At 70.9% G+C, this 19,745-nt stretch carries 19 protein-coding genes; 13 read left to right on the top strand and 6 right to left on the bottom strand.

What is annotated here, in order from left to right:
- Nucleotides 1–16 precede the first annotated feature (16 nt).
- From AABN02_RS13625 to AABN02_RS13570, 12 genes are all read left to right on the top strand, one after another.
- Complete coding sequence (locus tag AABN02_RS13625; RefSeq protein WP_338415474.1) at nt 17–1,438, top strand: AAA family ATPase; 1,422 nt, start codon at nt 17–19, stop codon at nt 1,436–1,438.
- 1 nt (nt 1,439) lies between these two features.
- Nucleotides 1,440–2,933: a VWA domain-containing protein gene (locus AABN02_RS13620; protein ID WP_338415473.1), complete on the top strand. Its 1,494-nt coding sequence runs from the start codon at nt 1,440–1,442 to the stop codon at nt 2,931–2,933.
- Nucleotides 2,934–2,953: 20 nt separating this feature from the next.
- Nucleotides 2,954–3,853, top strand: coding sequence for an MBL fold metallo-hydrolase (locus AABN02_RS13615; protein WP_338415472.1), 900 nt, complete (start codon nt 2,954–2,956; stop codon nt 3,851–3,853).
- A gap of 83 nt (nt 3,854–3,936) precedes the next feature.
- Nucleotides 3,937–4,698: an SHOCT domain-containing protein gene (locus AABN02_RS13610; protein WP_338415471.1), complete on the top strand. Its 762-nt coding sequence runs from the start codon at nt 3,937–3,939 to the stop codon at nt 4,696–4,698.
- 48 nt (nt 4,699–4,746) lie between these two features.
- Nucleotides 4,747–6,234 (top strand): AMP nucleosidase, encoded by a 1,488-nt coding sequence (locus AABN02_RS13605; RefSeq protein ID WP_338415470.1) that lies wholly within the window; start codon nt 4,747–4,749, stop codon nt 6,232–6,234.
- Nucleotides 6,235–7,422, top strand: coding sequence for a GGDEF domain-containing protein (locus tag AABN02_RS13600; RefSeq protein WP_338415469.1), 1,188 nt, complete (start codon nt 6,235–6,237; stop codon nt 7,420–7,422).
- Nucleotides 7,423–7,536: 114 nt separating this feature from the next.
- Nucleotides 7,537–8,991 (top strand): efflux transporter outer membrane subunit, encoded by a 1,455-nt coding sequence (locus AABN02_RS13595; RefSeq protein ID WP_338415468.1) that lies wholly within the window; start codon nt 7,537–7,539, stop codon nt 8,989–8,991.
- Complete coding sequence (locus tag AABN02_RS13590) at nt 8,988–10,325, top strand: efflux RND transporter periplasmic adaptor subunit (protein ID WP_338415467.1); 1,338 nt, start codon at nt 8,988–8,990, stop codon at nt 10,323–10,325. The genes AABN02_RS13595 and AABN02_RS13590 overlap by 4 nt, the downstream gene beginning before the upstream one ends.
- Entirely contained in the window at nt 10,322–11,026 is a 705-nt protein-coding gene (locus tag AABN02_RS13585; protein WP_338415466.1) for an ABC transporter ATP-binding protein, read from the top strand. The genes AABN02_RS13590 and AABN02_RS13585 overlap by 4 nt, the downstream gene beginning before the upstream one ends.
- Nucleotides 11,023–12,234, top strand: coding sequence for an ABC transporter permease (locus tag AABN02_RS13580; protein WP_338415465.1), 1,212 nt, complete (start codon nt 11,023–11,025; stop codon nt 12,232–12,234). The genes AABN02_RS13585 and AABN02_RS13580 overlap by 4 nt, the downstream gene beginning before the upstream one ends.
- Before the next feature lie 19 nt (nt 12,235–12,253).
- Complete coding sequence (locus AABN02_RS13575) at nt 12,254–13,297, top strand: nitronate monooxygenase (protein WP_338415464.1); 1,044 nt, start codon at nt 12,254–12,256, stop codon at nt 13,295–13,297.
- A gap of 47 nt (nt 13,298–13,344) precedes the next feature.
- Nucleotides 13,345–13,647, top strand: coding sequence for an antibiotic biosynthesis monooxygenase (locus tag AABN02_RS13570; protein ID WP_338415463.1), 303 nt, complete (start codon nt 13,345–13,347; stop codon nt 13,645–13,647).
- Nucleotides 13,648–13,659: 12 nt separating this feature from the next.
- Here AABN02_RS13570 and AABN02_RS13565 read toward each other — a convergent pair whose 3' ends face one another.
- The 6 genes from AABN02_RS13565 to AABN02_RS13540 all read right to left on the bottom strand — a co-directional run bounded on the left by AABN02_RS13565 (nt 13,660) and on the right by AABN02_RS13540 (nt 17,387).
- Nucleotides 13,660–14,052 carry a DUF1232 domain-containing protein gene (locus tag AABN02_RS13565; RefSeq protein WP_338415462.1) on the bottom strand — a complete coding sequence of 131 codons (393 nt, stop codon included), beginning with the start codon at nt 14,050–14,052 and terminating at the stop codon, nt 13,660–13,662.
- A 37-nt stretch (nt 14,053–14,089) separates the two neighbouring features.
- The gene (locus tag AABN02_RS13560) at nt 14,090–14,674 is read right to left on the bottom strand and encodes a DUF302 domain-containing protein (protein WP_338415461.1); all 585 of its coding nucleotides are present in this window, start codon (nt 14,672–14,674) and stop codon (nt 14,090–14,092) included.
- 11 nt (nt 14,675–14,685) lie between these two features.
- Nucleotides 14,686–15,987 (bottom strand): outer membrane protein transport protein, encoded by a 1,302-nt coding sequence (locus AABN02_RS13555; protein WP_338415460.1) that lies wholly within the window; start codon nt 15,985–15,987, stop codon nt 14,686–14,688.
- A gap of 86 nt (nt 15,988–16,073) precedes the next feature.
- Nucleotides 16,074–16,385, bottom strand: a complete 312-nt coding sequence (gene soxZ / locus AABN02_RS13550) for a thiosulfate oxidation carrier complex protein SoxZ (RefSeq protein ID WP_338415459.1) — start codon at nt 16,383–16,385, stop codon at nt 16,074–16,076.
- 64 nt (nt 16,386–16,449) lie between these two features.
- Nucleotides 16,450–16,914 carry a thiosulfate oxidation carrier protein SoxY gene (soxY, locus tag AABN02_RS13545; protein ID WP_338415458.1) on the bottom strand — a complete coding sequence of 155 codons (465 nt, stop codon included), beginning with the start codon at nt 16,912–16,914 and terminating at the stop codon, nt 16,450–16,452.
- A gap of 71 nt (nt 16,915–16,985) precedes the next feature.
- On the bottom strand, nt 16,986–17,387 hold the full coding sequence (locus tag AABN02_RS13540) for a metalloregulator ArsR/SmtB family transcription factor (RefSeq protein WP_338415457.1): 402 nt from the start codon (nt 17,385–17,387) through the stop codon (nt 16,986–16,988).
- Between the two features lie 238 nt (nt 17,388–17,625).
- On the opposite strand from AABN02_RS13540, the gene fusA reads away from it, so the two are divergent.
- Entirely contained in the window at nt 17,626–19,743 is a 2,118-nt protein-coding gene (gene fusA, locus AABN02_RS13535) for an elongation factor G (protein ID WP_338415456.1), read from the top strand.
- Nucleotides 19,744–19,745 lie beyond the last annotated feature (2 nt).

The following is a 19,745-nucleotide window of genomic DNA, read 5'->3' as shown; positions in this document are numbered from 1 at the left end:
CGCCGACAATCCCCGGATGACCCGTGCCGACGACGCCCCTGCCCCCGACCATCTGCCCTCACCGGACCGCCTGCGCGGGCTGCTCGCCACCCTGGAATCCGGTCTGCTGGAACGCGCCACCGAGGTCCGTCTGGCCTTGCTGGGCGCGCTGGCCGGCGAGCACATCCTGCTGATCGGCCCGCCCGGCACCGCCAAGAGCGAACTGGCGCGGCGCCTGCACCGCGTCTTCGAGGGCGCCCCCTACTTCGAGCGCCTGCTGACCCGCTTTTCCACGCCCGAGGAGCTGTTCGGCCCGCTCTCGCTCAAGGCGCTGGAGGACGACCGCTACGAGCGCCTGACCGCCGGTTTCCTGCCCACCGCCGGCATCGCCTTCCTCGACGAAGTCTTCAAGGCGAACTCCGCCATCCTGAACGCGCTGCTGACGCTGCTCAACGAGCGCGAGTTCGACAACGGCGTCGGCCGCACCCGCACGCCGCTCATCAGCGTGATCGCCGCCAGCAACGAGGTGCCCGCGGACGAGGCGCTGCAGGCCTTCCACGACCGCTTTCTGGTGCGCCTGCCGATCGCGCCCGTCAGCGACGCCAGCTTCGAGGCCCTGCTGCGGCTCACCACCACCGACGACGACACCACGCCCACCGAGGCGCTGACCGCCGCCGAACGGGCCGACATCACCCGCGCCAGCGCCCAGGTGCGGCTGAGCGTCGAGGCGGTCGAGGCGCTGCGGGCGCTGCGCCGCTGGCTCGGTGACCAGCAGATCACGCTGTCGGACCGCCGCTGGCGGCTGTGGGTCGGCCTGATGCGCACGGCCGCCGCCACCGAGGGCCGGGCGCAGGTCGACGCGCTCGACCTGTGGCTGGCGCCGTTCGTGGCCAGCCCGACGCCGGAGCTGGTGCCGAAGCTGACGCAGTGGTTCGACACCGAGATCGCCGGTGCCGTGCCGCAGGACGCGCCGTGGCTGACCCGCGCCGTCGAGGCCTTCGAACACCAGTGGGAACTCGAACGCAGCGCCGAGGCCGAACAAGACGACGGCACCGCCGGCAAGCTGGCGCTGGCCCGCGCCATCAGCGGCAGCCAGGACGACGGCGGCATGGCCCGGCTGATGACCGAGTCGCTCGAAGCGCACACGCGCCGCCGCTACAGCCCGGTCCACATCGCCGCCCGGCTGGCGCAGCTTGACGAGATCACCCAGCCCGCCGCGCGGCACTGGGACACCGTGCACCAGGCCGCGACAGCGCTGGCCGACCGGCTGCGCGACCGCGTGTGGGTGCCGGCCCCGGTGCTGGAGCGCCTGCTCGGCGCCCACACCCACACGCTGGCCACGCTCGACGGTCTGCTGGCCCGGCTGGAGGCCACCCGCGCCGGCTTCGCTGCGCTGCCGGTCGAAACCCCCGCGACCGACGCAACCCCCGCGCCGGCACCGGAACCCGTGGCGCTCTAGCGTGACGCCGCTGCCATCGGCGGACCCGCCGTTCCACCACCTCGCCCCGCTGCCCCGCACGCTCTGGCTGCCGGCGCTGATCGCCAGCGTCGGCTCTGCGGAGGCCCGGCTGCTCGACACGCGCCGCTGGGAACAGGCGCTGCTGGCGGGCGACCTGCCGCCCGCCGACGCCGATTTTGGCGATGCGCAGGCGGCCGAGCCGCTGCGGGCGGCGGTCGGGGAACTGGGCCTGCCGGGCTTGAGCCGCAGTGCGCCGGCGCTGGCGGAGCAGGTCTTGCGCACGCTGCTGTGGCACCTCGACCGCATCGCCGACCACCAGCCCCGCCTCGACCGCGCCGCCGCCATCGCGCAGGTGGTGGACGATTTCCGCGGCGCCTGGCAGATCGAGACGCAGGGCTGGGAGGAACACTTCGTGCTGCTGCAGGGCCTGGGCGACCTGAGCGCGCTGCGCTGGGACGACCTGCGTGGCCACCTGCATTCGCGCCCTTGGGCCGAAGCCCGCCGCGCCGCCGCGTGGCTGGAGAAGCTGCCGCAGCTCGCCGAGCTGATCCGCCAGCTCGGCCGCAGCGAACGCCACGACGCCAGCCTGCCCGCACCCGCCATCGCGCCCGAACCCGACCGCCGCCCGGTGCACGGCCTGCGCGCGGTCGAGACGCGGCTGCCGAACATGCCGGGCGAGCTGACCGGCATCCACCTCTCGGGCCGGATCGAGCGGATGCTGGCCAGCGAGGCGGTGATGCTGCGCCACCCGGTGCTCAAGCGGCTGTGGCAGGCGCGCCATGCCGAGTCGCGGCTGCTGAGCTGGGAGTCGCAGGCCGTGCTGACCGACTGGCGCCACGACCCCGCCGCCCCACCCCGCACCAGCGCCACGCCGCCGCAGCCCGAGCCACGCGCCCGCGGGCCGTTCATCCTCTGCCTGGACACCTCCGGCTCGATGCGCGGCGCCCCGGAAACCATCGCCAAGGCCGTCGTCATCGCCGCACTGCGCGCCGCGCACGCCGAGCGGCGCGGCTGCGTGCTGATCGCCTTCGGCGGGCCGGACGAGGTGATCGAGCGCGATCTGGACCTCAGTCCCGCCGGCCTGCAGGCGCTGATGGACCTGATGGGCCAGAGCTTCGACGGCGGCACCGATGTGCAGACGCCGATCGAGCACGCCATCGAACGCGTCCACCAGGCGCGCTGGCAGCAGGCCGATCTGCTCATCGTCAGCGACGGCGAGTTCGGCTGCATGCCGGCGACGCTGGCGCGGCTGGATGACGCCCGCGCGCGCTTCGGGCTCCGGGTGCAGGGCGTGCTGGTCGGCGACCGCGAGACGATGGGGCTGCTCGACGTCTGCGACCACCTGCACTGGGTGCGCGACTGGCGCCGCTACACCGAAACTGCCCAGGGCAGCGAGGGCCGCGGCTACTCGCCGGTGCACAGCAAGAGCCTGACCGCGCTGTATTTCCCCAATGCCCTGTCCCCGCGTGCGGCCAAGCACCGCGACATACCCTGACAGGTATATAGAATGGCGGTATGAACACCGCCGCCACCGCCACCCCCTCCCGCCTGCAGGTCGAGTCCTTCTTCGATGACGCCTCGTCCACCTTCAGCCACCTGGTGCTCGACCGGGCCACCGGCCAGTGCGCGCTGGTCGACAGCGTGCTCGACTACGACCCCAAGTCCGGCCGCACCCGCACGGCCGGCGCCGCGCGGCTGGTGGCCCGCGTACGGGAACTCGGCGCGCAGGTGCAGTGGCTGCTCGAAACCCATGTCCACGCCGACCACCTCTCGGCAGCCCCGTGGCTGCAGGCGCAGCTCGGCGGCCAGATCGCCATCGGCGCGCAGATCACCACGGTACAGAAGACCTTCGGCACCCTGTTCAACGCCGAGCCCGGTTTCTGCCGCGACGGCAGCCAGTTCGACCACCTGTTCCGGGATGGTGACACCTTCGCCATCGGCGGTCTGCGCGCCACGGCGATGCACACGCCCGGCCACACGCCGGCGTGCATGACCTACCTCGTGGAAGACGGCGATGCCCACGCGGCCTTCGTCGGCGACACGCTGTTCATGCCCGACTACGGCACCGCGCGCTGCGACTTCCCCGGCGGTGATGCAGCCACGCTGTTCCGCTCGATCCGCCGCGTGCTGGCCCTGCCCGGCGACACGAAGCTCTACATGTGCCACGACTACCGCCCCGGCGGTCGCCCGCTGGCGCACGTGAGCACCGTCGCCGAGCAGCGCACCGCCAATGTGCACGTGCACGACGGCATCGCCGAAGCGGACTTCGTCGCGATGCGCCAGGCGCGGGACGCGACGCTGGACATGCCCGTGCTGATCCTGCCCTCGGTGCAGGTCAACATGCGCGCCGGCCACCTGCCGCCGCCCGAGGACAACGGCATTTCCTACCTGAAGATCCCGCTGAACGCGCTCTGAGCCCTGCTGCGGAGGCTGTCACGGAATCTGGCATGGCGTCTGCTAGTCTGCGGACCAGACCACCTTCCAGCCAGAGAACCACCATGCAGTCACTCACCGACGCCGGCCAGCAAGCCGTCCAGCAGATCGCCGCCCGCCACGGCTTCAGCCCCGAGGCCGTCACGCACATGCTGTGGGCCGTCTGGAACGGCAACGGCAGCATGGCGCAGTTCAGCCACTGGGAGTTCGGTGGCTCCGGCCAGTGGATGCGCGGCGGCATGACCATGCTGGGCGACATGTTCAACAACCAGCTGAAGGGCCGCGTCGACAGCCTGTGCAGCGAGCTGAGCCAGTTGCTGGCCAGCCGCAGCGACTTGGTCCCGCCCGCACCGGCGGCGGTGACGTGGTGGCCCGCCTGGCTGGGCAGCCCCAATGCCACCGGCGCGCAGAACAACACCCGCTACGCCTACTTCGCCAACAGCCGCCGGCTGGCGGTGGACACGGGCGGCGACGTCTGGGTCTACGACACGCTCGACCACCAGATCGGCGGCTTCTCGCAGCAGCAGGGCTCGGGCGGTGGCATGACCTTCTCCAGCCAGTACGGCACGGTGAACCTCGGCAGCCTGCCGGTGGTGCTGCGCAACGGGCAGGAGGTGCAGGCCGCGCCCATCGCCGCGCCCGCACCGGCCCCCGCCCACGGTGCACCGGCGTTCAACGCGCCGTCCTCCCAGGCCACGGCGCCCCCGGCTGGAGACGCCACGGCGATCTTCGCCGCCATCGAGCGCCTGGGCGATCTGCAGTCCAAGGGTCTGCTGACGGCGGAAGAATTCGCGGCCAAGAAATCGGAACTGCTCGGCAGGCTCTGACGCCTCGCGGGAACTGGAACAATCCGGCCGCTGCGTGGACAATGACCCATGCCACGCACCGTCATCAACACCCAAAGCTTCACCGACGCCGACGCCGCGCTCGCGCACGCCAAGGCCATCTATGACTCGGGCATCGCCCACCTGCGGCAGTCGCTGAAGGACTTTGTCGGCGGACAGGAAGGCATGGCCCATGTGCGCGCCTGCTACCCGTTCGTGCGGGTCAGGGTCGACACCGTGGAGCGCGCCGACTCCCGGCTGTCCTACGGCTTCGTGGCCGGCCCGGGTGTCTACGAGACGACGCTGACGCGGCCAGACCTGTTCCGCCACTACCTGCGCGAGCAGTTCAAGCTGCTGCTGAAGAACCACGGTGTCGCGCTGGAGGTCGGCCTGTCGAACCAGCCGATCCCCGTGCACTTCAGCTTTGCCGAGCACGACCACATCGAAGGCAACATGCCGCCCGAGCGCCGCTCGCGCCTGCGGGACCTGTTCGACCTGCCCAACCTCGCCGCGATGGACGACGGCATCGCCAACGGCAGCCACGAACCCCACCCCAGCGCCGACGGCCTCACCCGCCACCCGCTCGCGCTCTTCACCGCGCCGCGCATCGACTACTCGCTGCACCGCCTGCGCCACTACACCGGCACCGCGCCCGAGCACTTCCAGAACTACGTGCTCTTCACGAACTACCAGTTCTACATCGACGAGTTCGTGCGCCTCGGCCACGAGCTGATGGCGGACGAGAACGGCGAACACACCGCCTTCGTCGAGCCGGGCAATGTGCTGACCCGCCGCGCCGGCCTGTCCGCCGAAGCCGGCGACGAGCTGGGCGCCCCGCCGCCGCGCCTGCCGCAGATGCCGGCCTACCACCTCAAGCGCCACGGCCACAGCGGCATCACGATGGTCAACATCGGCGTCGGCCCCAGCAACGCCAAGACCATCACCGACCACATCGCCGTGCTGCGCCCGCACGCCTGGCTGATGCTCGGCCACTGCGCCGGCCTGCGCAACACGCAGCAGCTCGGCGACTATGTGCTCGCCCACGGCTATGTGCGCGAGGACCACGTGCTCGACGAGGAGCTGCCGCTGTGGGTGCCGATCCCGCCGCTGGCGGAGATCCAGGTCGCCCTGGAGCAGGCCGTGGCCGAGGTGACGCAGCTCTCCGGCTACGAGCTGAAGAAGATCATGCGCACCGGCACCGTGGCCTCCACCGACAACCGCAACTGGGAGCTGCTGCCGCACCCGGGTCCGGAGCGCCGCTTCAGCCAGAGCCGTGCCGTGGCACTCGACATGGAAAGCGCCACGATCGCGGCCAATGGATTCCGTTTCCGGGTTCCTTACGGTACCCTGCTGTGCGTTTCCGACAAACCGCTCCACGGCGAAATCAAGCTCCCCGGCATGGCCAACCATTTCTACCGCGAGCGGGTCGACCAGCACCTGCGCATCGGCATCCGTGCCATCGAGATCCTGCGCCACCAGGGCCTGGACCACCTGCACAGCCGCAAGCTGCGCAGCTTCGCCGAAGTCGCGTTCCAGTAAATGGAGCTGGATGTCCGCACCCTGATGGTCGTGTTCACGGTGAACGTCTTCGCCGTGGCACTGGCCCTGCCCGCCATCATGGGCTGGCGCGTCGGACCGGCCGCACGCCAGGCCGTGCTGTCGACCGTGCTGCAGGCCGGCGGGTGGTTCTTTCTGGTGCTCTCGACCTTCTGGCGCAACCAGTGGGAAGACCAGGTCTGCTCCGTGCTGGCGATGGCAGGGATGTCGGCCAGCCTCGTACTGCTCTGGCGCTCGATCGGCCTGTGGACCGGGCGCCCGCAGCAGGCCTGGCCGATGTGGACCCTGACGGTGCTGATGACCCTCGGCTACGGGTTCGGCTTCGAGAACTACCCCTGGCGCGTCGGACTGGCCAATGGTGTGCTGGGCACGCAGATGCTGGCGATCGTGCTCGCCGTCAGCCGGCACAGCCAAACCGGCTGGCGCTGGCGGGCGCTGATCGGGCTGTGCATGGGCGCCACCGCGACCGTGACCTTCTGGCGCGGCATCCTCGGCGCCTTCTTCACCGCGTCCTACCCCTTCCTGACCGCGCCGCACCCGGTCAACAAGGCCGCGGCGCTGGTCAGCAACCTCTCGCTGGTGCTGACGACCGCCGCCATCCTGATGGCCTACCGCGAAGAAGCCGAGCGCGAACTGCAGGCCCAGGCCATCACCGACGACCTCACCCGGCTGCTCAACCGCCGCGCCTGGACGGAGCGGGCCGAAGCACAACTGGCCGACGCACGCCGCTACGGCCATCCCCTGGTGGTGGTCATGCTCGACATCGACCACTTCAAGCGCGTCAACGATGCCCACGGCCACGCCAAGGGCGACCACGCGCTGCAGCTGCTCGCCCGCCTGCTGCGCGAGGAGCTGCGCGGCGGCGATCTGGCCGGCCGCTACGGCGGCGAGGAGTTCTGCGTCATCCTGACCCACACCCGCGAAGGGCAGGCGCTCTCGTTCGACCAGCGCCTGCGCCACTGCCTGCGCCTGCAGTCGGAGCAGGAACTGGGCTTCCTGCTCGAATACAGCGCCGGCCTGGCCGCACGCGGCCCGAACGACCAGTCGCTCGACGACCTGCTGCGCCGTGCCGACGCGGCGCTCTACGAAGCCAAGCGGGCCGGGCGCGGGCAGGTCGTGCTGGCTCCGCGGGCGGCCGTCGGCGCGGCCAACATGGCCCTGCCGGCCTGATCCAGATCAAGCCCGAGGCGCACCGCCGCGGCCCTCCACCGAACTTTACGTTCAGCGCACAGACGCGTCACCTCGGCTTGGTACACCCTTGCCGCATGACATGGACTGCGCGCGATGAATTCCGACGATCTGCCTGACAAGCGCCCCGGCGGCGCGCTTCGCCTCCTGCGGCGGCCGTGGCTGGTGCTGCTGCCGCTGGTGCTCACCGCCTGTGCCACGACGGCACCGCAGGCCGACCGCCAGCCCATCGCGGCACCTGCAGCGCCTTCGGCAGACACCGTCCAGCTGCTCGCCCAGACGCCGTGGTGGACCCGCTTCGACGACCCCCTGCTGGGCGCACTGGTCACCGACGCGCTGCAGGCCAACCTGGACCTCGGCATCGCCCGCACGCGGCTGTTGCAGGCCCGTGCGCTGCGCGACCAGACGGCCGCCAGCCGCGCCCCACAACTCGGCAGCAGCGCCAGCGTGTCGCGCAACCGCAGCAGCGACCGGACCACCTCGTCCTTCAGCCTCGGGCTCGATGCGAGCTGGGAAGCCGACCTGTTCGGCGAACTCGCCTCGGCCGAACGGGGCGCCCGCGCCGACATCGCCACCGCCAGCGCCAACCTCGCGGCGACGCGCCTGGCGGTGGCGGGCGAAGTCGGGCTGGCCTATGTGCAGCTGCGCGCCAACCGCGTCCGGCGGGCGCTGACCCTGTCCAGCCTCGCAGCCCAGGACGAGACGCTGCAGCTCACCGGCTGGCGCACGCAGGCGGGGCTGGCCAGTTCGCTGGAGGTCGAGCAGGCCCGCGCCAGCGCCGAGCAGACCCGCGCCCAGATCCCCGCCTACGACACCGCCATCGCGCAGGGCGAACATGCGCTGGCGATCCTGCTCGGCCAGGAACCCGCGGCCCTGCGCACCCGCCTGGGCGACAGCACCCGCGTGCCGGTGCCCGCTGCCGCCACCGGCTTCGACGACCTCGTGCGCCACGGCCTGCCCGCCGACCTGCTGCGCCAGCGTCCGGACGTGCAGGCCGCCGAATCGGCCATCACCGCCGAACTCGCCCGGCTCGACCAGACGCAGGCCGCCCGCCGCCCCGCCTTCCGCCTGAGCGGCGCGCTGGGCTGGCAGGCACTGACGCTGGCGGCTCTCGGCAGCCCCGGCGCGCTGGCGGCGAGCCTGGCTGCGGCGGTCGACTGGCCGATCCTCGACGGGGGCCGCGGCGCCGCGCAGGTGCAGGCGCAGCAGGCCGTGCTCGCCCGCACCCGCCTCAGCTACCAGGCCACGGCGCTGGTCGCGGCGCAGGATGTCGCCGACGCGGTCAGCGCCCTGGACGGCAGCCGCCGCCAGACCACCGCGCTCGACGCCGCCACCGACGCCGCCCGCAACGCCAACCGCATGGCCCGCCAGCGCTACGAGGCCGGCCTGATCGACTTCACCACCCTGCTCGACACCCAGCGCACCCTGCTGAGCGTCGACAGCAGCCGCGCAGCCGCAGCCGCCGACACCAGCCTGAACCTGATCCGCCTGCACAAGGCGCTCGGGGGCGACTGGACTGCCCAGGATCCGGCCGGACACACCGCCCCATGACGACACCCACCTCCGCTTCCCCTGCCCCGCTGGTCCCGGCCTCCGGCAACACCCCGGCCGCGCTGACCGCCCTGCTCGGCGCCGATGCGGTGGCCACGCCGTGGTGGCGCCGGCGCGCCGTCTGGATCGGCGTCGCGCTGCTCGCCGCCGCGGGCGCAGGCTTTCTCTGGTGGCAGAACCGCCAGGTCGCCCAGGCCGCGCCCCGCTACGTCACCGAGCCGGTCACCCGCGGCAATCTGGCGATCACCGTCACCGCCAACGGCACGCTCCAGCCCACCCGCCAGGTCTCCATCGGCAGCGAACTCTCCGGCACGATCAAGCGCGTGCACGTCGACGTGAACGACCCCGTGCGCGCCGGGCAGGTGCTGATCGAGCTGGACACGAGCAAGCTCGACGACCAGCTCACCCGCTCGCGCGCGGCACTCGCCTCGGCGCAGTCCGGCGTGCTGCAGGCCGAGGCCACCGCGGCGGAACAGCGCAGCACCCTCGCCCGCCTCGAGGAGGTCGCCCGGCTCTCCGGCGGCAAGGTGCCGTCCAAGGCGGAACTCGACACCGGCCGCGCCGGCGTCGCCCGCGCCAATGCCGCGCTGGCCATGGCCCGCTCCAGCGTGGCCGATGCGCGCGCGGCCGTCCGCCTCGACGAGACCAGCCTGTCCAAGGCCTCCATCCGCTCGCCGATCAACGGCGTCGTGCTGACCCGCACGGCCGAGCCGGGCAACGCCGTCGCCGCCTCGCTGCAGGCCGTCACGCTGCTGACGCTGGCGGAGGACCTGCGCCAGCTCAAGCTGCAGGTCAAGGTCGACGAGGCCGACGTCGGCATGGTCAAGGCCGGGCAGACTGCCCAGTTCACCGTCAGCGCCTGGCCCGCGCGCACCTGGCCGGCCACCATCCGCCGCGTCGCCTTCGGCTCGACCATCACCGACAACGTCGTGACTTACCCGACCGACCTGCAGGTCGCCAACGACGACCTGAGCCTGCGCCCCGGCATGACCGCCACCGCCACCATCGCCGCCACCGAGCACCGGGGCGTGCTGATGGTGCCCAACGCCGCGCTGCGCTTCACGCCGGGTGTGGCCGCGGGCGCGGCGGCCAGCAGCGGCAGTCTGGTCTCGAAGCTCATGCCACGCCCACCCGGCAACAACGTGCCCAAGCGCGCCGGCAACAGCGCCACCCGCGAAGGCAGCCAGCGCCAGATCTGGATCCTCCAGGGCCAGCAGGCGACGCCGCTCACCGTCACCACCGGCCTGTCCAACGGCCGCATGACCGAGGTCACCGGCGCCGGCCTGAGCGCCGGCCAAGCCGTCATCGTCAGCCAGGCCAGCGCCGCACCATGAGCGGGCCGCTGATCCGCCTGCGCGGCATCGTCAAGGTCTACGGCGAAGGCACGGCCGCCTTCCAGGCGCTGCGCGGCATCGACCTCGATGTCGACGCCGGGGACTTCGTCGCCATCATGGGTCCGAGCGGCTCGGGCAAGTCGACGGCGATGAACCTGATCGGCTGCCTCGACGTGCCCTCGGCCGGCCAGTACCTGTTCGACGGCGTGCACGTCGAACAGCTCGACCGCGACCAGCGCGCCCGCCTGCGCCGGCGCCACCTCGGCTTCGTCTTCCAGGGCTTCAACCTGCTGGCGCGCACCACGGCGCAGGAAAACGTCGAGCTGCCGCTGCTCTACCGCGGCGAGTCGGTCGCCGACCGCCACCGCAACGCCCGCGAGGCACTGGCCGCCGTCGGGCTGGCCGGCTGGGAAACGCACACGCCGGCCGAGCTGTCCGGCGGCCAGCAGCAGCGCGTGGCCATCGCCCGCGCCATCGTCAGCAAGCCGACCGTGCTGCTCGCCGACGAGCCGACCGGCAACCTCGACACCGCCCGCAGCCGCGAGATCATGGACCTGCTGGTCGGCCTGAACCGCGACCGCGGCATCACCGTGCTGATGGTCACCCACGAACCCGACATGGCCGTCTACGCGCGGCGCACCGTGCGCTTCGTCGACGGCCGGGTCGACAGCGATGTACGCCAGAGCGGGATGCCGACATGATCTGGAACACCCTGCTGCTCGCGCTGCGCGAGATCCGCCGCAACCTGCTGCGCTCCTTCCTCACCATCCTGGGCATCGTGATCGGCGTGAGCGCCGTCATCACCATGGTCACGCTCGGCCGTGGTGCCACCAGCGCCGTGCAGGCGCAGATCGCCAGCCTCGGCACCAACCTGCTGCAGGTGCGGCCCGGCCAGCGCCTGGGGGCCGGGCGCGACAGCGCAGGGGCACCCTCGTTCCGCGAGGCCGACCTGGACGCCATCGCCACCCAGGTGGCCGGCATCGCCGCCGTGGCCCCCGAGGCCCGCACCGGGGCCACGGTCGTCGCCGGCGCGCGCAACTGGTCGACCAGCGTGGTCGGCACGACCAACAGCTACTTCCAGACCGGCAACTGGACCCTGGCCGCCGGCCGCAACTTCGAGGACACCGAGCTGCGCTCCGGCGCCGCGGTCTGCGTCATCGGCACGACCGTGCGGCGCGAGCTGTTCGGCGCCACCGTCGACCCGCTCGGCCAGAGCCTGCGCATCAAGCAGTTCTCGTGCACCGTCATCGGCCTGCTCGCCTCCAAGGGCCAGGCCGCGATGGGCAACGACCAGGACGACACCGTGCTCATCCCGCTGCACACCCTGCAGCGCCGCGTCACCGGCAGCCTGAACATCAACACCCTGCTCGTCTCGGTGCAGGACGGTGTCGACACCGCCAGCGTGCAGTCCGGCTTGCGCCAGCTGCTGCGCGAGCGCCGCAAGCTCGGCCCCGCCGACGACGACAACTTCAACGTCCTCGATACCCGGCAACTCGCCGACACCCTGTCCGGCACGACCCAGCTCATGACCTCGCTGCTCGGCGCCGTCGCCGCGGTGAGCCTGCTGGTGGGCGGCATCGGCATCATGAACATCATGCTGGTCAGCGTCACCGAGCGCACCCGCGAGATCGGCGTCCGGCTGGCCATCGGCGCGCTGGAAAACGAGGTGCTGCTGCAGTTCCTGATCGAGGCCGTGGTGCTCTCCAGCTTCGGCGGACTGGTCGGCATCGTGCTGGCCACGGCGGCGTCCATCGGGTTGTCCTCGCTGATGGGCCTGCCCTACACCTTCCAGTGGGGCATCAACCTGCTGTCCTTCGTGTTCTCGGCGGCGATCGGGGTGGTGTTCGGCTATGTGCCGGCGCGGCGGGCGGCGCGGCTGGATCCGATCGAGGCGCTGCGGCACGAGTGAGACGCGTGAAAATGCGGCCATGACACTCACCAACCTCCTCGGCATCGATCTCCCAGTCCTGCAGGCCCCGATGGCCGGCGTGCAAGGCAGCGCGCTCGCGGTGGCCGTGTCGAACGCGGGCGGGCTCGGCGCCCTGCCCTGCGCGATGCTCGGCCCGGATGCACTGCGGCAGGAACTCGCGGCCATCCGCGCCCAGACCGACCGGCCGTTCAACGTCAACTTCTTCTGCCACACGCCGCCCGCGCCGGACGCCGCCCGCGAGGCCGCCTGGCGCGCCACGCTGGCCCCCGCCTACGCCGAGTTCGGCATCGACCCGGCCGGGATCCCCGCCGGACCGGGGCGGCGGCCGTTCGATGCGGAAACGGCCGAGTTGCTCGCGGCGTTCGCGCCGCCGGTGGTGAGCTTCCATTTCGGCCTGCCATCGGCGGAGCTGCTGGCGCGGGTGCGGGGCTGGGGCGCCAAGGTGCTGTCGTCGGCGACCACGGTCGAGGAAGCGCGCTGGCTGGAGGCGCACGGCGTCGATGCCGTCATCGCACAGGGGCTGGAGGCGGGTGGGCACCGCGGCCATTTCCTCTCGGACGACCTGAGCCGGCAGATGGGCACCTTCGCGCTGCTGCCGCAGATCGTGGCCGCCGTGCGCGTGCCGGTGATCGCCGCGGGCGGCATCGCGGACGCGGCGGGTGTGGCCGCGGCGATGACGCTCGGCGCGGCGGGGGTCCAGGTCGGCACGGCCTATCTGCTGTGCCCGGAGGCGAGCACCAGCGCCGTCCACCGCGCCGCGCTGCGCAGCGATGCAGCGCGCCACACGGCGCTCACCAACCTGTTCACCGGCCGGCCGGCACGTGGCATCGTCAACCGGTTCATCACCGAATTCGGACCGTTGCACGGTGATGCCCCGAGGTTTCCGCTGGCCACCGCTGCCTCGGCGCCGTTGCGGGCGGCGGCCGAGGCGCGGGGCAGCGGCGCGTTCTCGCCGCTGTGGGCGGGTCAGAACACCCGCGGTTGCCGCGCCGTTCCCGCCGCGGACCTCACGCGGGCGCTGGCCACCGGGCTGCGCCGCTGATGAGTGGACAATCGACGCCACCGCAGCACCACCGCCCGGAACACGCCATGCACGTCATCATCTTCCGCAGCCGCCTGAAACCCGATGCGGTCGCCGACTACACCGGCTGGGCCGAGCGCATGAGCGCGCTGGCGCGGACCATGCCGGGCTACGTCTCGCACAAGGGCTTCACCGCCGCGGACGGCGAGCGGGTCACCATCGTCGAGTTCGAGTCCGAAGCAGCGATGCGCGGCTGGGCCACCCACCCGGACCACGTCGCAGCGAAGAAAAAGGGCCGCGCCGAGTTCTACACCGAGTACTCGATCCAGATCTGCACCGAGCAGCGCGCTACGCGCTTCACGGCGGACTGATTCAGGCGCGCTTCATGCGCGCTCCTGCCAGGCCGACCAGCCGTACCACGCCAGCGCGGTCCACAGCGCGATGACCAGCGCCGCGCCGAACAGGCTGCGCGGCTGGTCCTTGCGCGCATCGAGCCAGGCGACCGCCTGCGGGCGGCAGTCGGCCAGCACCGCCTCCGGCAGCAGGCGCAGCGTCAGCCAGATCAGGCCCGGCAGCAGCAGCAGATCGTCCAGATAGCCGAGCACCGGGATGAAATCCGGGATCAGGTCGATCGGGCTCAGCGCGTAGGCCACGACCAGCCACGCCAGGGCGCGGGCCAGCCAGGGCGTGCGCGGATCACGCAGGGCGAACCAGAGGGTCAGGCCGTCGCGCTTGATGCGGCCGGCCCAGGCATGGAGAGTGGAGAGGAGGCTCATGGGAGCTGTGATGGTTGCACAGCTCCCGCCGCCTGGTTCAGAAATCGCCGCGCGATCCCTTTTCCAGCATCATCCAGAGGGCTTCGCGCACCTTCAGGGCATCGGCCTTCAGGTCCGGCGGCAGCTTGCGGCCCATCCGGATCATCATGTCCATGTTGAGCGTGTAGAGCCACAAGCCGTCGTCGCGCTCGACCAGCGTCACCCGGCACGGCAGGTAGGCGGCCATGTGCGGCGAGAAGTCGACCATCTTGCGCGCCGTGAAGGGGTTGCAGTAGTTGTAGACCTTCAGCAGCTTCTGGGGCTTGCCGGTGCGTGCCTCGAGTTCCTTGGACAGGGGAAGCTCCCCCACCGCGCGGATGTTCATCTCGCTCGACACGCTGGCCAGCGACTGCTCGATCTGGTCGACGGTCACCCCGGGGCGGACCTTGCGCTCCCAGGTGGTGGCCACGGCGATGTCGCCCTTGCTCTCGACCCACCGGTCCCACATGCGGCCGGCCTCGGCGCCAGCGCCGTCCTCCAGATTGCCGAGGGCACCGATGGTGCCGCAACCCGACAGCAACACGCCCAGCACCAGGGCACCGAGACCGGCGCGCGCCGGGCGTACAAATCGTTGAAAAGTCATGTCGGTTCCCTTCAGAAACGGTGGCTGTACATCAGTTGCAGATTGAGCTGGCGGTGCCGGATCTCGACACCCGAGCCGGACAACACCGTCACCGTCGGGGCATAGGCCACCGAGGTGTTCAGCTCGCCGGCCGCGCTGGTGGCGACGCCGAAACCAGCGGTGTAGTGCCGCTTGACGATGGCCGGGAACAGCGGATTGACGTAGGCGGCCGGCACCGGGTTGGTCGACAGGTTCATCCCGCCGCGCAGCACCAGCGCGTCCGACACCCGCCAGGCCGCGCCCAGGTTGGTGACGGTCTGGTCGTTCCACTGCTGCGGCAGCGCGAAACTGACGTTGCCGCCCATGCCGGCGCTCTCGTAGCGCATCTTGAAACTCGACATCACGTCGGACCAGTAGATGCGCTTCAGGTCGGCCGCGAGCTGCAGCGCCGGCGTGGCTTGCCACGACAGGCCGACACCCAGCTGCGCCGGCATCTGGAAGTCCTCGATCACCATCCGGCCGGTGTCGGAAAAACCGCCCTGCGCGCTGAGTTGCGCGCCGCGCTCCGACGTGCGCATGTCGCGCAGGTGGGTCTTGGTGTGGAAGGCCGCGCCGACGCTCAGGGTCGGGTCGACCCGGTACAGCAGTCCGAGCTTGCCGGCAAGGCCGCTGGACCGTGCCGCGCCGGAGAACTTGTTGTCGTCGGAGAAGTCCAGCCGCGCCCAGCTGGCGCCGCCCAGCGCCGGCAGTGCCGCGGCGAGATTGCCCCCCGCGCCGGTGACCATGCCGCCCAGCTGTGCGCCACTGGCGGCCATGCGCAGGTCCAGGGTCGACCAGACATAGTCGATCGAGCCACCCACCACGAGGTCCGGCGCGGCCGTGAACGCCAGCGGCAGCATCACCCGACCGACACCCAGCTCCGAGCGCACGGGCGACCCGGACCCCATCGCCAGGAAGGAGTCGGCGCCGTAGTCGGTGCCCATGCCCCCTTGGGCGAAGACGGCCAGACCGAAGACCAGATCGCCGTGGCGGCGGGCGTAGCCGATCGCAGGCATCACGTAGCTCGTTCCGCTGGAGTCGGCCACCATGCCGCCGACGCGCGAGGAAACGTGCGGGCCGAGCAGGCCCGCGGCCACGTCCAGCCGCGCACCGTCGCCCATGAGCCCCAGCGTGGCCGGGTTGTTGGCGGCCGCGGCCGTGCCGTTGTCCAGCGCGAGCGAGGTCCCGCCCATGCCGGTGGCCACCGGGCCATAGCCTTCCATCAACATGCCGTTGGTGGCCTGTGCCAACGCAGGGACTGCCACAGCGATCGCGGCGATAAGGTGTTTGTTCATCGCTTGTCTCTTGTCTTCTTGGTCTTGCAGTGGGAATGGGTCGTCCGATGGGGCCCGAATAGCCGCCTTCCGGCTGCCGCCGCTGGTCAGGCCAGGACGATCTCGTCCGTGCGTGTGTCGCCCTTGTTGTCGAGCCAGCGCACGGACACCTTGTCGCCTGCCTTGCAGTCCGTCAGCCGAAACCAGACGAAGGGATTCTGCGATACCGCCACGCCCCATTTGCCGGAGAGCACGACGCGCCCGTTGAGGGAGGCCTCGTAGTTGGTGATGTAGTGCGCCGGCACCAGTTGTCCGGCGTTGTCCTTGCGGACACCGGTTTCCATCGGGTGGGAGACGAGCGTGCGCACGTCAGCGGTGTTGTCCTTGAGCTGGGCACGGATGCGGATCGGGTCGGCCATGGTGGCGGTCTCCTGGAGAGGTCGTCGGGTGGGGTGGAAGGTGCAGGCGGCGAAACGAGGCGGATCAGCCGCCGCAGCCGCCGAGCGTGACCTTGGATTCCTTGCTGGCCGAGTACCAGCGTCCATCGGCCTTCACCAGCGCCCAGACCAGGGTGGACTGGCCCATGCGGACACGGGTCTGCACGAACGGGGCAACGCCCTCGTTCAGCGTGAAGCTGGCCACCAGCGGGTTGACGTTCTTTTCGACCAGCAGGTGGATTTCCTGCGTCGCGGGCAGCTTGCTCTGGACCCCGACCTGCACCACGGCGCCGTTTTCGGCGATGTCGGGCGACGTCAGCAGGATGTCGGCACTGGGGGTGGGCGTGGCGCCGAGCAGCTTCAGCGCGTCCTCCAGCGATTTGGCGGCAAAGGCAGGGTCCGAGGACGCCAGAACCTGCGTCGGGCTCAGCAGGCCAATCCCTGCAAGGACGCCCAGCAGGCCGGAGAATTTCAGCGCCTCGCGCCGGGTAGGGGTACCGGAAACAGACATGTTGATTCCTTGCATAAGGATTTACGGAAGTTATGGCTGGAAAAACACGGCAATGCCCTGCCCCGATGGCGTCAGCGCAGGTGGCTGGCCATCTGGTCAAGACCCTCGCGCAGGTCGCGCACACCATCCAGTTCGCTGGACACTCGCTGGCAGACGCTGCGGCACATCTCCATCAGCGTCGGATCTCCGAGGCGGTAGAAGACCTGGCTGCCTTCGCGGCGCCGCACCAGCGCGCCCCGCTCGTGCATCAGGCCGAGATGGCGGGAAATATTGGTCTGCGTTCCGCCCGTGGACTGGACGATCTCGTTGACCGAACGCTCTTCCTGACACAGCGCGTGGACGATGCGCAGCCGGGTCGGGTCGGCCAGCAGCGCGAAGTAGCGCGCCACCGCCGCATAGACCGGGGCAAAGTCCGTTTCGGAAGAGGCTTCGGGGGTGTCGGGAATCATGTCGGGCCAGTGCTTGATGTACATACCGCAAGGACTGACATGACGATATGCGTTAAAGCGCATACGCTGGCGAGCGTTTACCCGCATCACAGGGAATTCCCGGGCCAGGGCGGGGTGCCCCTCAGGTGCAGCCCCATGCCCTCCGGCCGGCTTGTTACGGCCCGTCAATCGGCGTACGCTGGCGTTTCCCACCCACCCACCCACCCACCCACCCAGACAGTGCTTGACCGCTGTCAGCGGCCCGGCGCTGAGGAGACAGACCATGTCAAGCCCAGCCCACGGCGGCCCCGTGTCCGGTGTCGCCGTTTCCTCTGCCGCATCCGCATCCCCCACCTCCCCGGTTCCCCACCTCCGCACCCTCGCGCTCGTCGGCCCCGCCGCGGCCGGCAAGACCACCCTCGCTGAAGCGCTGCTGGTGCAGGCCGGCATGGTCGGCGCCGCCGGCAGCGTCGAGCGCGGCAGCACCACCAGCGACTTCGACCCGATCGAGCGCCGGATGCAGCACTCGCTCAACACCAGCGTGCTGCACCTCGACCACCAGGGCCTGCGCATCCACCTGCTCGACACGCCCGGCAGCGCCGATTGCCTAGGACAGTCGCTGCCCGCGCTCGAAGCGGTGGAGACCGCCGCCATCGTCATCAACGCCACCTCGGGCATCGAGCCGATGGCGGTGCGGATGATGGCCTGGGCCGCCGAACGGCAGCTCGACCGGATGCTCATCGTCAACCGCATCGACGCCCCCGGCTTCGACGCCGCCGCGCTGCTGGCCCAGATCCAGGCCACCTTCGGCCGCGAATGCCTGCCGCTGAACCTGCCGGCCAACGGCGGCCGCGAGGTGGTGGACTGCTGGTTCGCGCCCGAGGCGACGCCGGGGCACGAGGCGGACTTCTCCTCGGTGGCGGCCGCGCACCGGGCGCTGGTCGAGCAGGTCGTCGAGGTCGACAGCGCGTTTGTCGAGCGTTACCTGAAAGAAGGCGATGTCGACGCCCGCGAGTTGCACGCGCCGCTGGAGCAGGCGCTGCGCGAGGGACACTTGATCCCCGTCGTGTTCGTCTCGGCCAAGCTGGGCACCGGGGTGTCCGCACTGCTGGACGTGATCGCGCAGCTGCTGCCCGATCCGTCCGAGGGCAATCTGCCGGACTTCTACAAGGGTGAAGGCGCAACGGCCCGGCTGATGCACGCCCGGGTCGATCCGCACGCGCATGTGCTGGCGCAGGTCTTCAAGGTGACGATCGACCCCTACGTCGGCAAGCTCGGCATCTTCCGCATCCACCAGGGCACGGTGACGCCCAGCAGCCTGCTCTACGTGGGCGACGGGCGCAAGCCGTTCAAGGTCGGGCACCTGTTCCTGCTGCAAGGCAAGACGCACACCGAGATCCCGAGCGCCGGACCGGGTGACATCGTGGCGGTGGCCAAGGTGGACGAGATCGCCTTCGACGCGGTGCTGCACGACGCCGCCGAGGACGACCACATCCACCTGAAGCCGCTGCCCTTCCCGGTGCCGGTGCACGGTCTGGCGCTGAAGCCCAGGCGCCACGGCGACGAGCAGCGGCTGTCGGAGGTGCTCGCCAAGCTGGCGGCCGAGGATCCCTGCCTGCGCGTGGAACACGCCGCCAGCACCCATGAAACCGTTGTCTACGGCCTGGGCGAGTTGCACCTGCGGGTGCTGCTGGAGCGGCTGCGCGAGGGCTACCGGGTCGAGGTGGAGACGGCGCCGCCGCGCATCGCCTACCGGGAGACGATCACCACCACCGCGCAGGCCCAGTACCGCCACAAGAAGCAGAGCGGCGGCGCGGGCCAGTTCGGCGAGGTGCACCTGCAGGTGGAACCGCTGGCGCGGGGTGCGGGCTTCGAGTTCGTCGACGTGGTCAAGGGCGGCGCGATCCCGGGGCAGTTCATTCCCGCGGTGGAAAAGGGCGTGCGGCTGGCCATGGACGCCGGCGTGGTCTCCGGACACCCGGTGGTGGATGTGCGCGTGACCGTGCTCGACGGCAAGCACCACAGCGTGGACAGCAAGGAAATCGCCTTCGTCACCGCGGGCAGGAAGGCCTTCATCCTCGCGATGCGCGAGGCGCAGCCGGTGGTGCTGGAGCCGGTGGTCGATGTGGAGATCTCGGCACCCGAGGCCATGATTGGCGACATCACTGGCGATCTGGCGGCGCGGCGCGGCGAGGTGCGCTCGACGACGCCGCAGCTGGGCGGGCGGGCCAGCGTGAAGGCGCGGGCGCCGCTGTCGGAGCTGTCGGGCTACCAGTTGCGGCTGAACGCGCTGACCCGGGGCGAAGGGAGCTACACGCTGGCCATGTCACACCACGACGCGGTGCCACCGAGCGTGCAGGCAGAGATGGTCAAGGGCTGGCAGCTGCGCGACGAGGACTGAAC

This window comes from uncultured Sphaerotilus sp. (genome assembly GCF_963924895.1).
Lineage (GTDB): Bacteria > Pseudomonadota > Gammaproteobacteria > Burkholderiales > Burkholderiaceae_C > Sphaerotilus.
The sequence above is the reverse complement of the archived record's forward strand: the minus strand, read 5'-3'. Positions and strand labels throughout refer to the sequence as shown.

Coding starts and splice junctions, on each gene's coding strand:
- AABN02_RS13625 (WP_338415474.1), top strand. CDS start 17: ATGACCCGTGCCGACGACGCCCCTGCCCCCGACCATCTGCCCTCACCG.
- AABN02_RS13615 (WP_338415472.1), top strand. CDS start 2,954: ATGAACACCGCCGCCACCGCCACCCCCTCCCGCCTGCAGGTCGAGTCC.
- AABN02_RS13610 (WP_338415471.1), top strand. CDS start 3,937: ATGCAGTCACTCACCGACGCCGGCCAGCAAGCCGTCCAGCAGATCGCC.
- AABN02_RS13605 (WP_338415470.1), top strand. CDS start 4,747: ATGCCACGCACCGTCATCAACACCCAAAGCTTCACCGACGCCGACGCC.
- AABN02_RS13600 (WP_338415469.1), top strand. CDS start 6,235: ATGGAGCTGGATGTCCGCACCCTGATGGTCGTGTTCACGGTGAACGTC.
- AABN02_RS13595 (WP_338415468.1), top strand. CDS start 7,537: ATGAATTCCGACGATCTGCCTGACAAGCGCCCCGGCGGCGCGCTTCGC.
- AABN02_RS13590 (WP_338415467.1), top strand. CDS start 8,988: ATGACGACACCCACCTCCGCTTCCCCTGCCCCGCTGGTCCCGGCCTCC.
- AABN02_RS13585 (WP_338415466.1), top strand. CDS start 10,322: ATGAGCGGGCCGCTGATCCGCCTGCGCGGCATCGTCAAGGTCTACGGC.
- AABN02_RS13580 (WP_338415465.1), top strand. CDS start 11,023: ATGATCTGGAACACCCTGCTGCTCGCGCTGCGCGAGATCCGCCGCAAC.
- AABN02_RS13575 (WP_338415464.1), top strand. CDS start 12,254: ATGACACTCACCAACCTCCTCGGCATCGATCTCCCAGTCCTGCAGGCC.
- AABN02_RS13570 (WP_338415463.1), top strand. CDS start 13,345: ATGCACGTCATCATCTTCCGCAGCCGCCTGAAACCCGATGCGGTCGCC.
- AABN02_RS13565 (WP_338415462.1), bottom strand. CDS start 14,052: ATGAGCCTCCTCTCCACTCTCCATGCCTGGGCCGGCCGCATCAAGCGC.
- AABN02_RS13560 (WP_338415461.1), bottom strand. CDS start 14,674: ATGACTTTTCAACGATTTGTACGCCCGGCGCGCGCCGGTCTCGGTGCC.
- AABN02_RS13555 (WP_338415460.1), bottom strand. CDS start 15,987: ATGAACAAACACCTTATCGCCGCGATCGCTGTGGCAGTCCCTGCGTTG.
- soxZ (WP_338415459.1), bottom strand. CDS start 16,385: ATGGCCGACCCGATCCGCATCCGTGCCCAGCTCAAGGACAACACCGCT.
- soxY (WP_338415458.1), bottom strand. CDS start 16,914: ATGTCTGTTTCCGGTACCCCTACCCGGCGCGAGGCGCTGAAATTCTCC.
- AABN02_RS13540 (WP_338415457.1), bottom strand. CDS start 17,387: ATGTACATCAAGCACTGGCCCGACATGATTCCCGACACCCCCGAAGCC.
- fusA (WP_338415456.1), top strand. CDS start 17,626: ATGTCAAGCCCAGCCCACGGCGGCCCCGTGTCCGGTGTCGCCGTTTCC.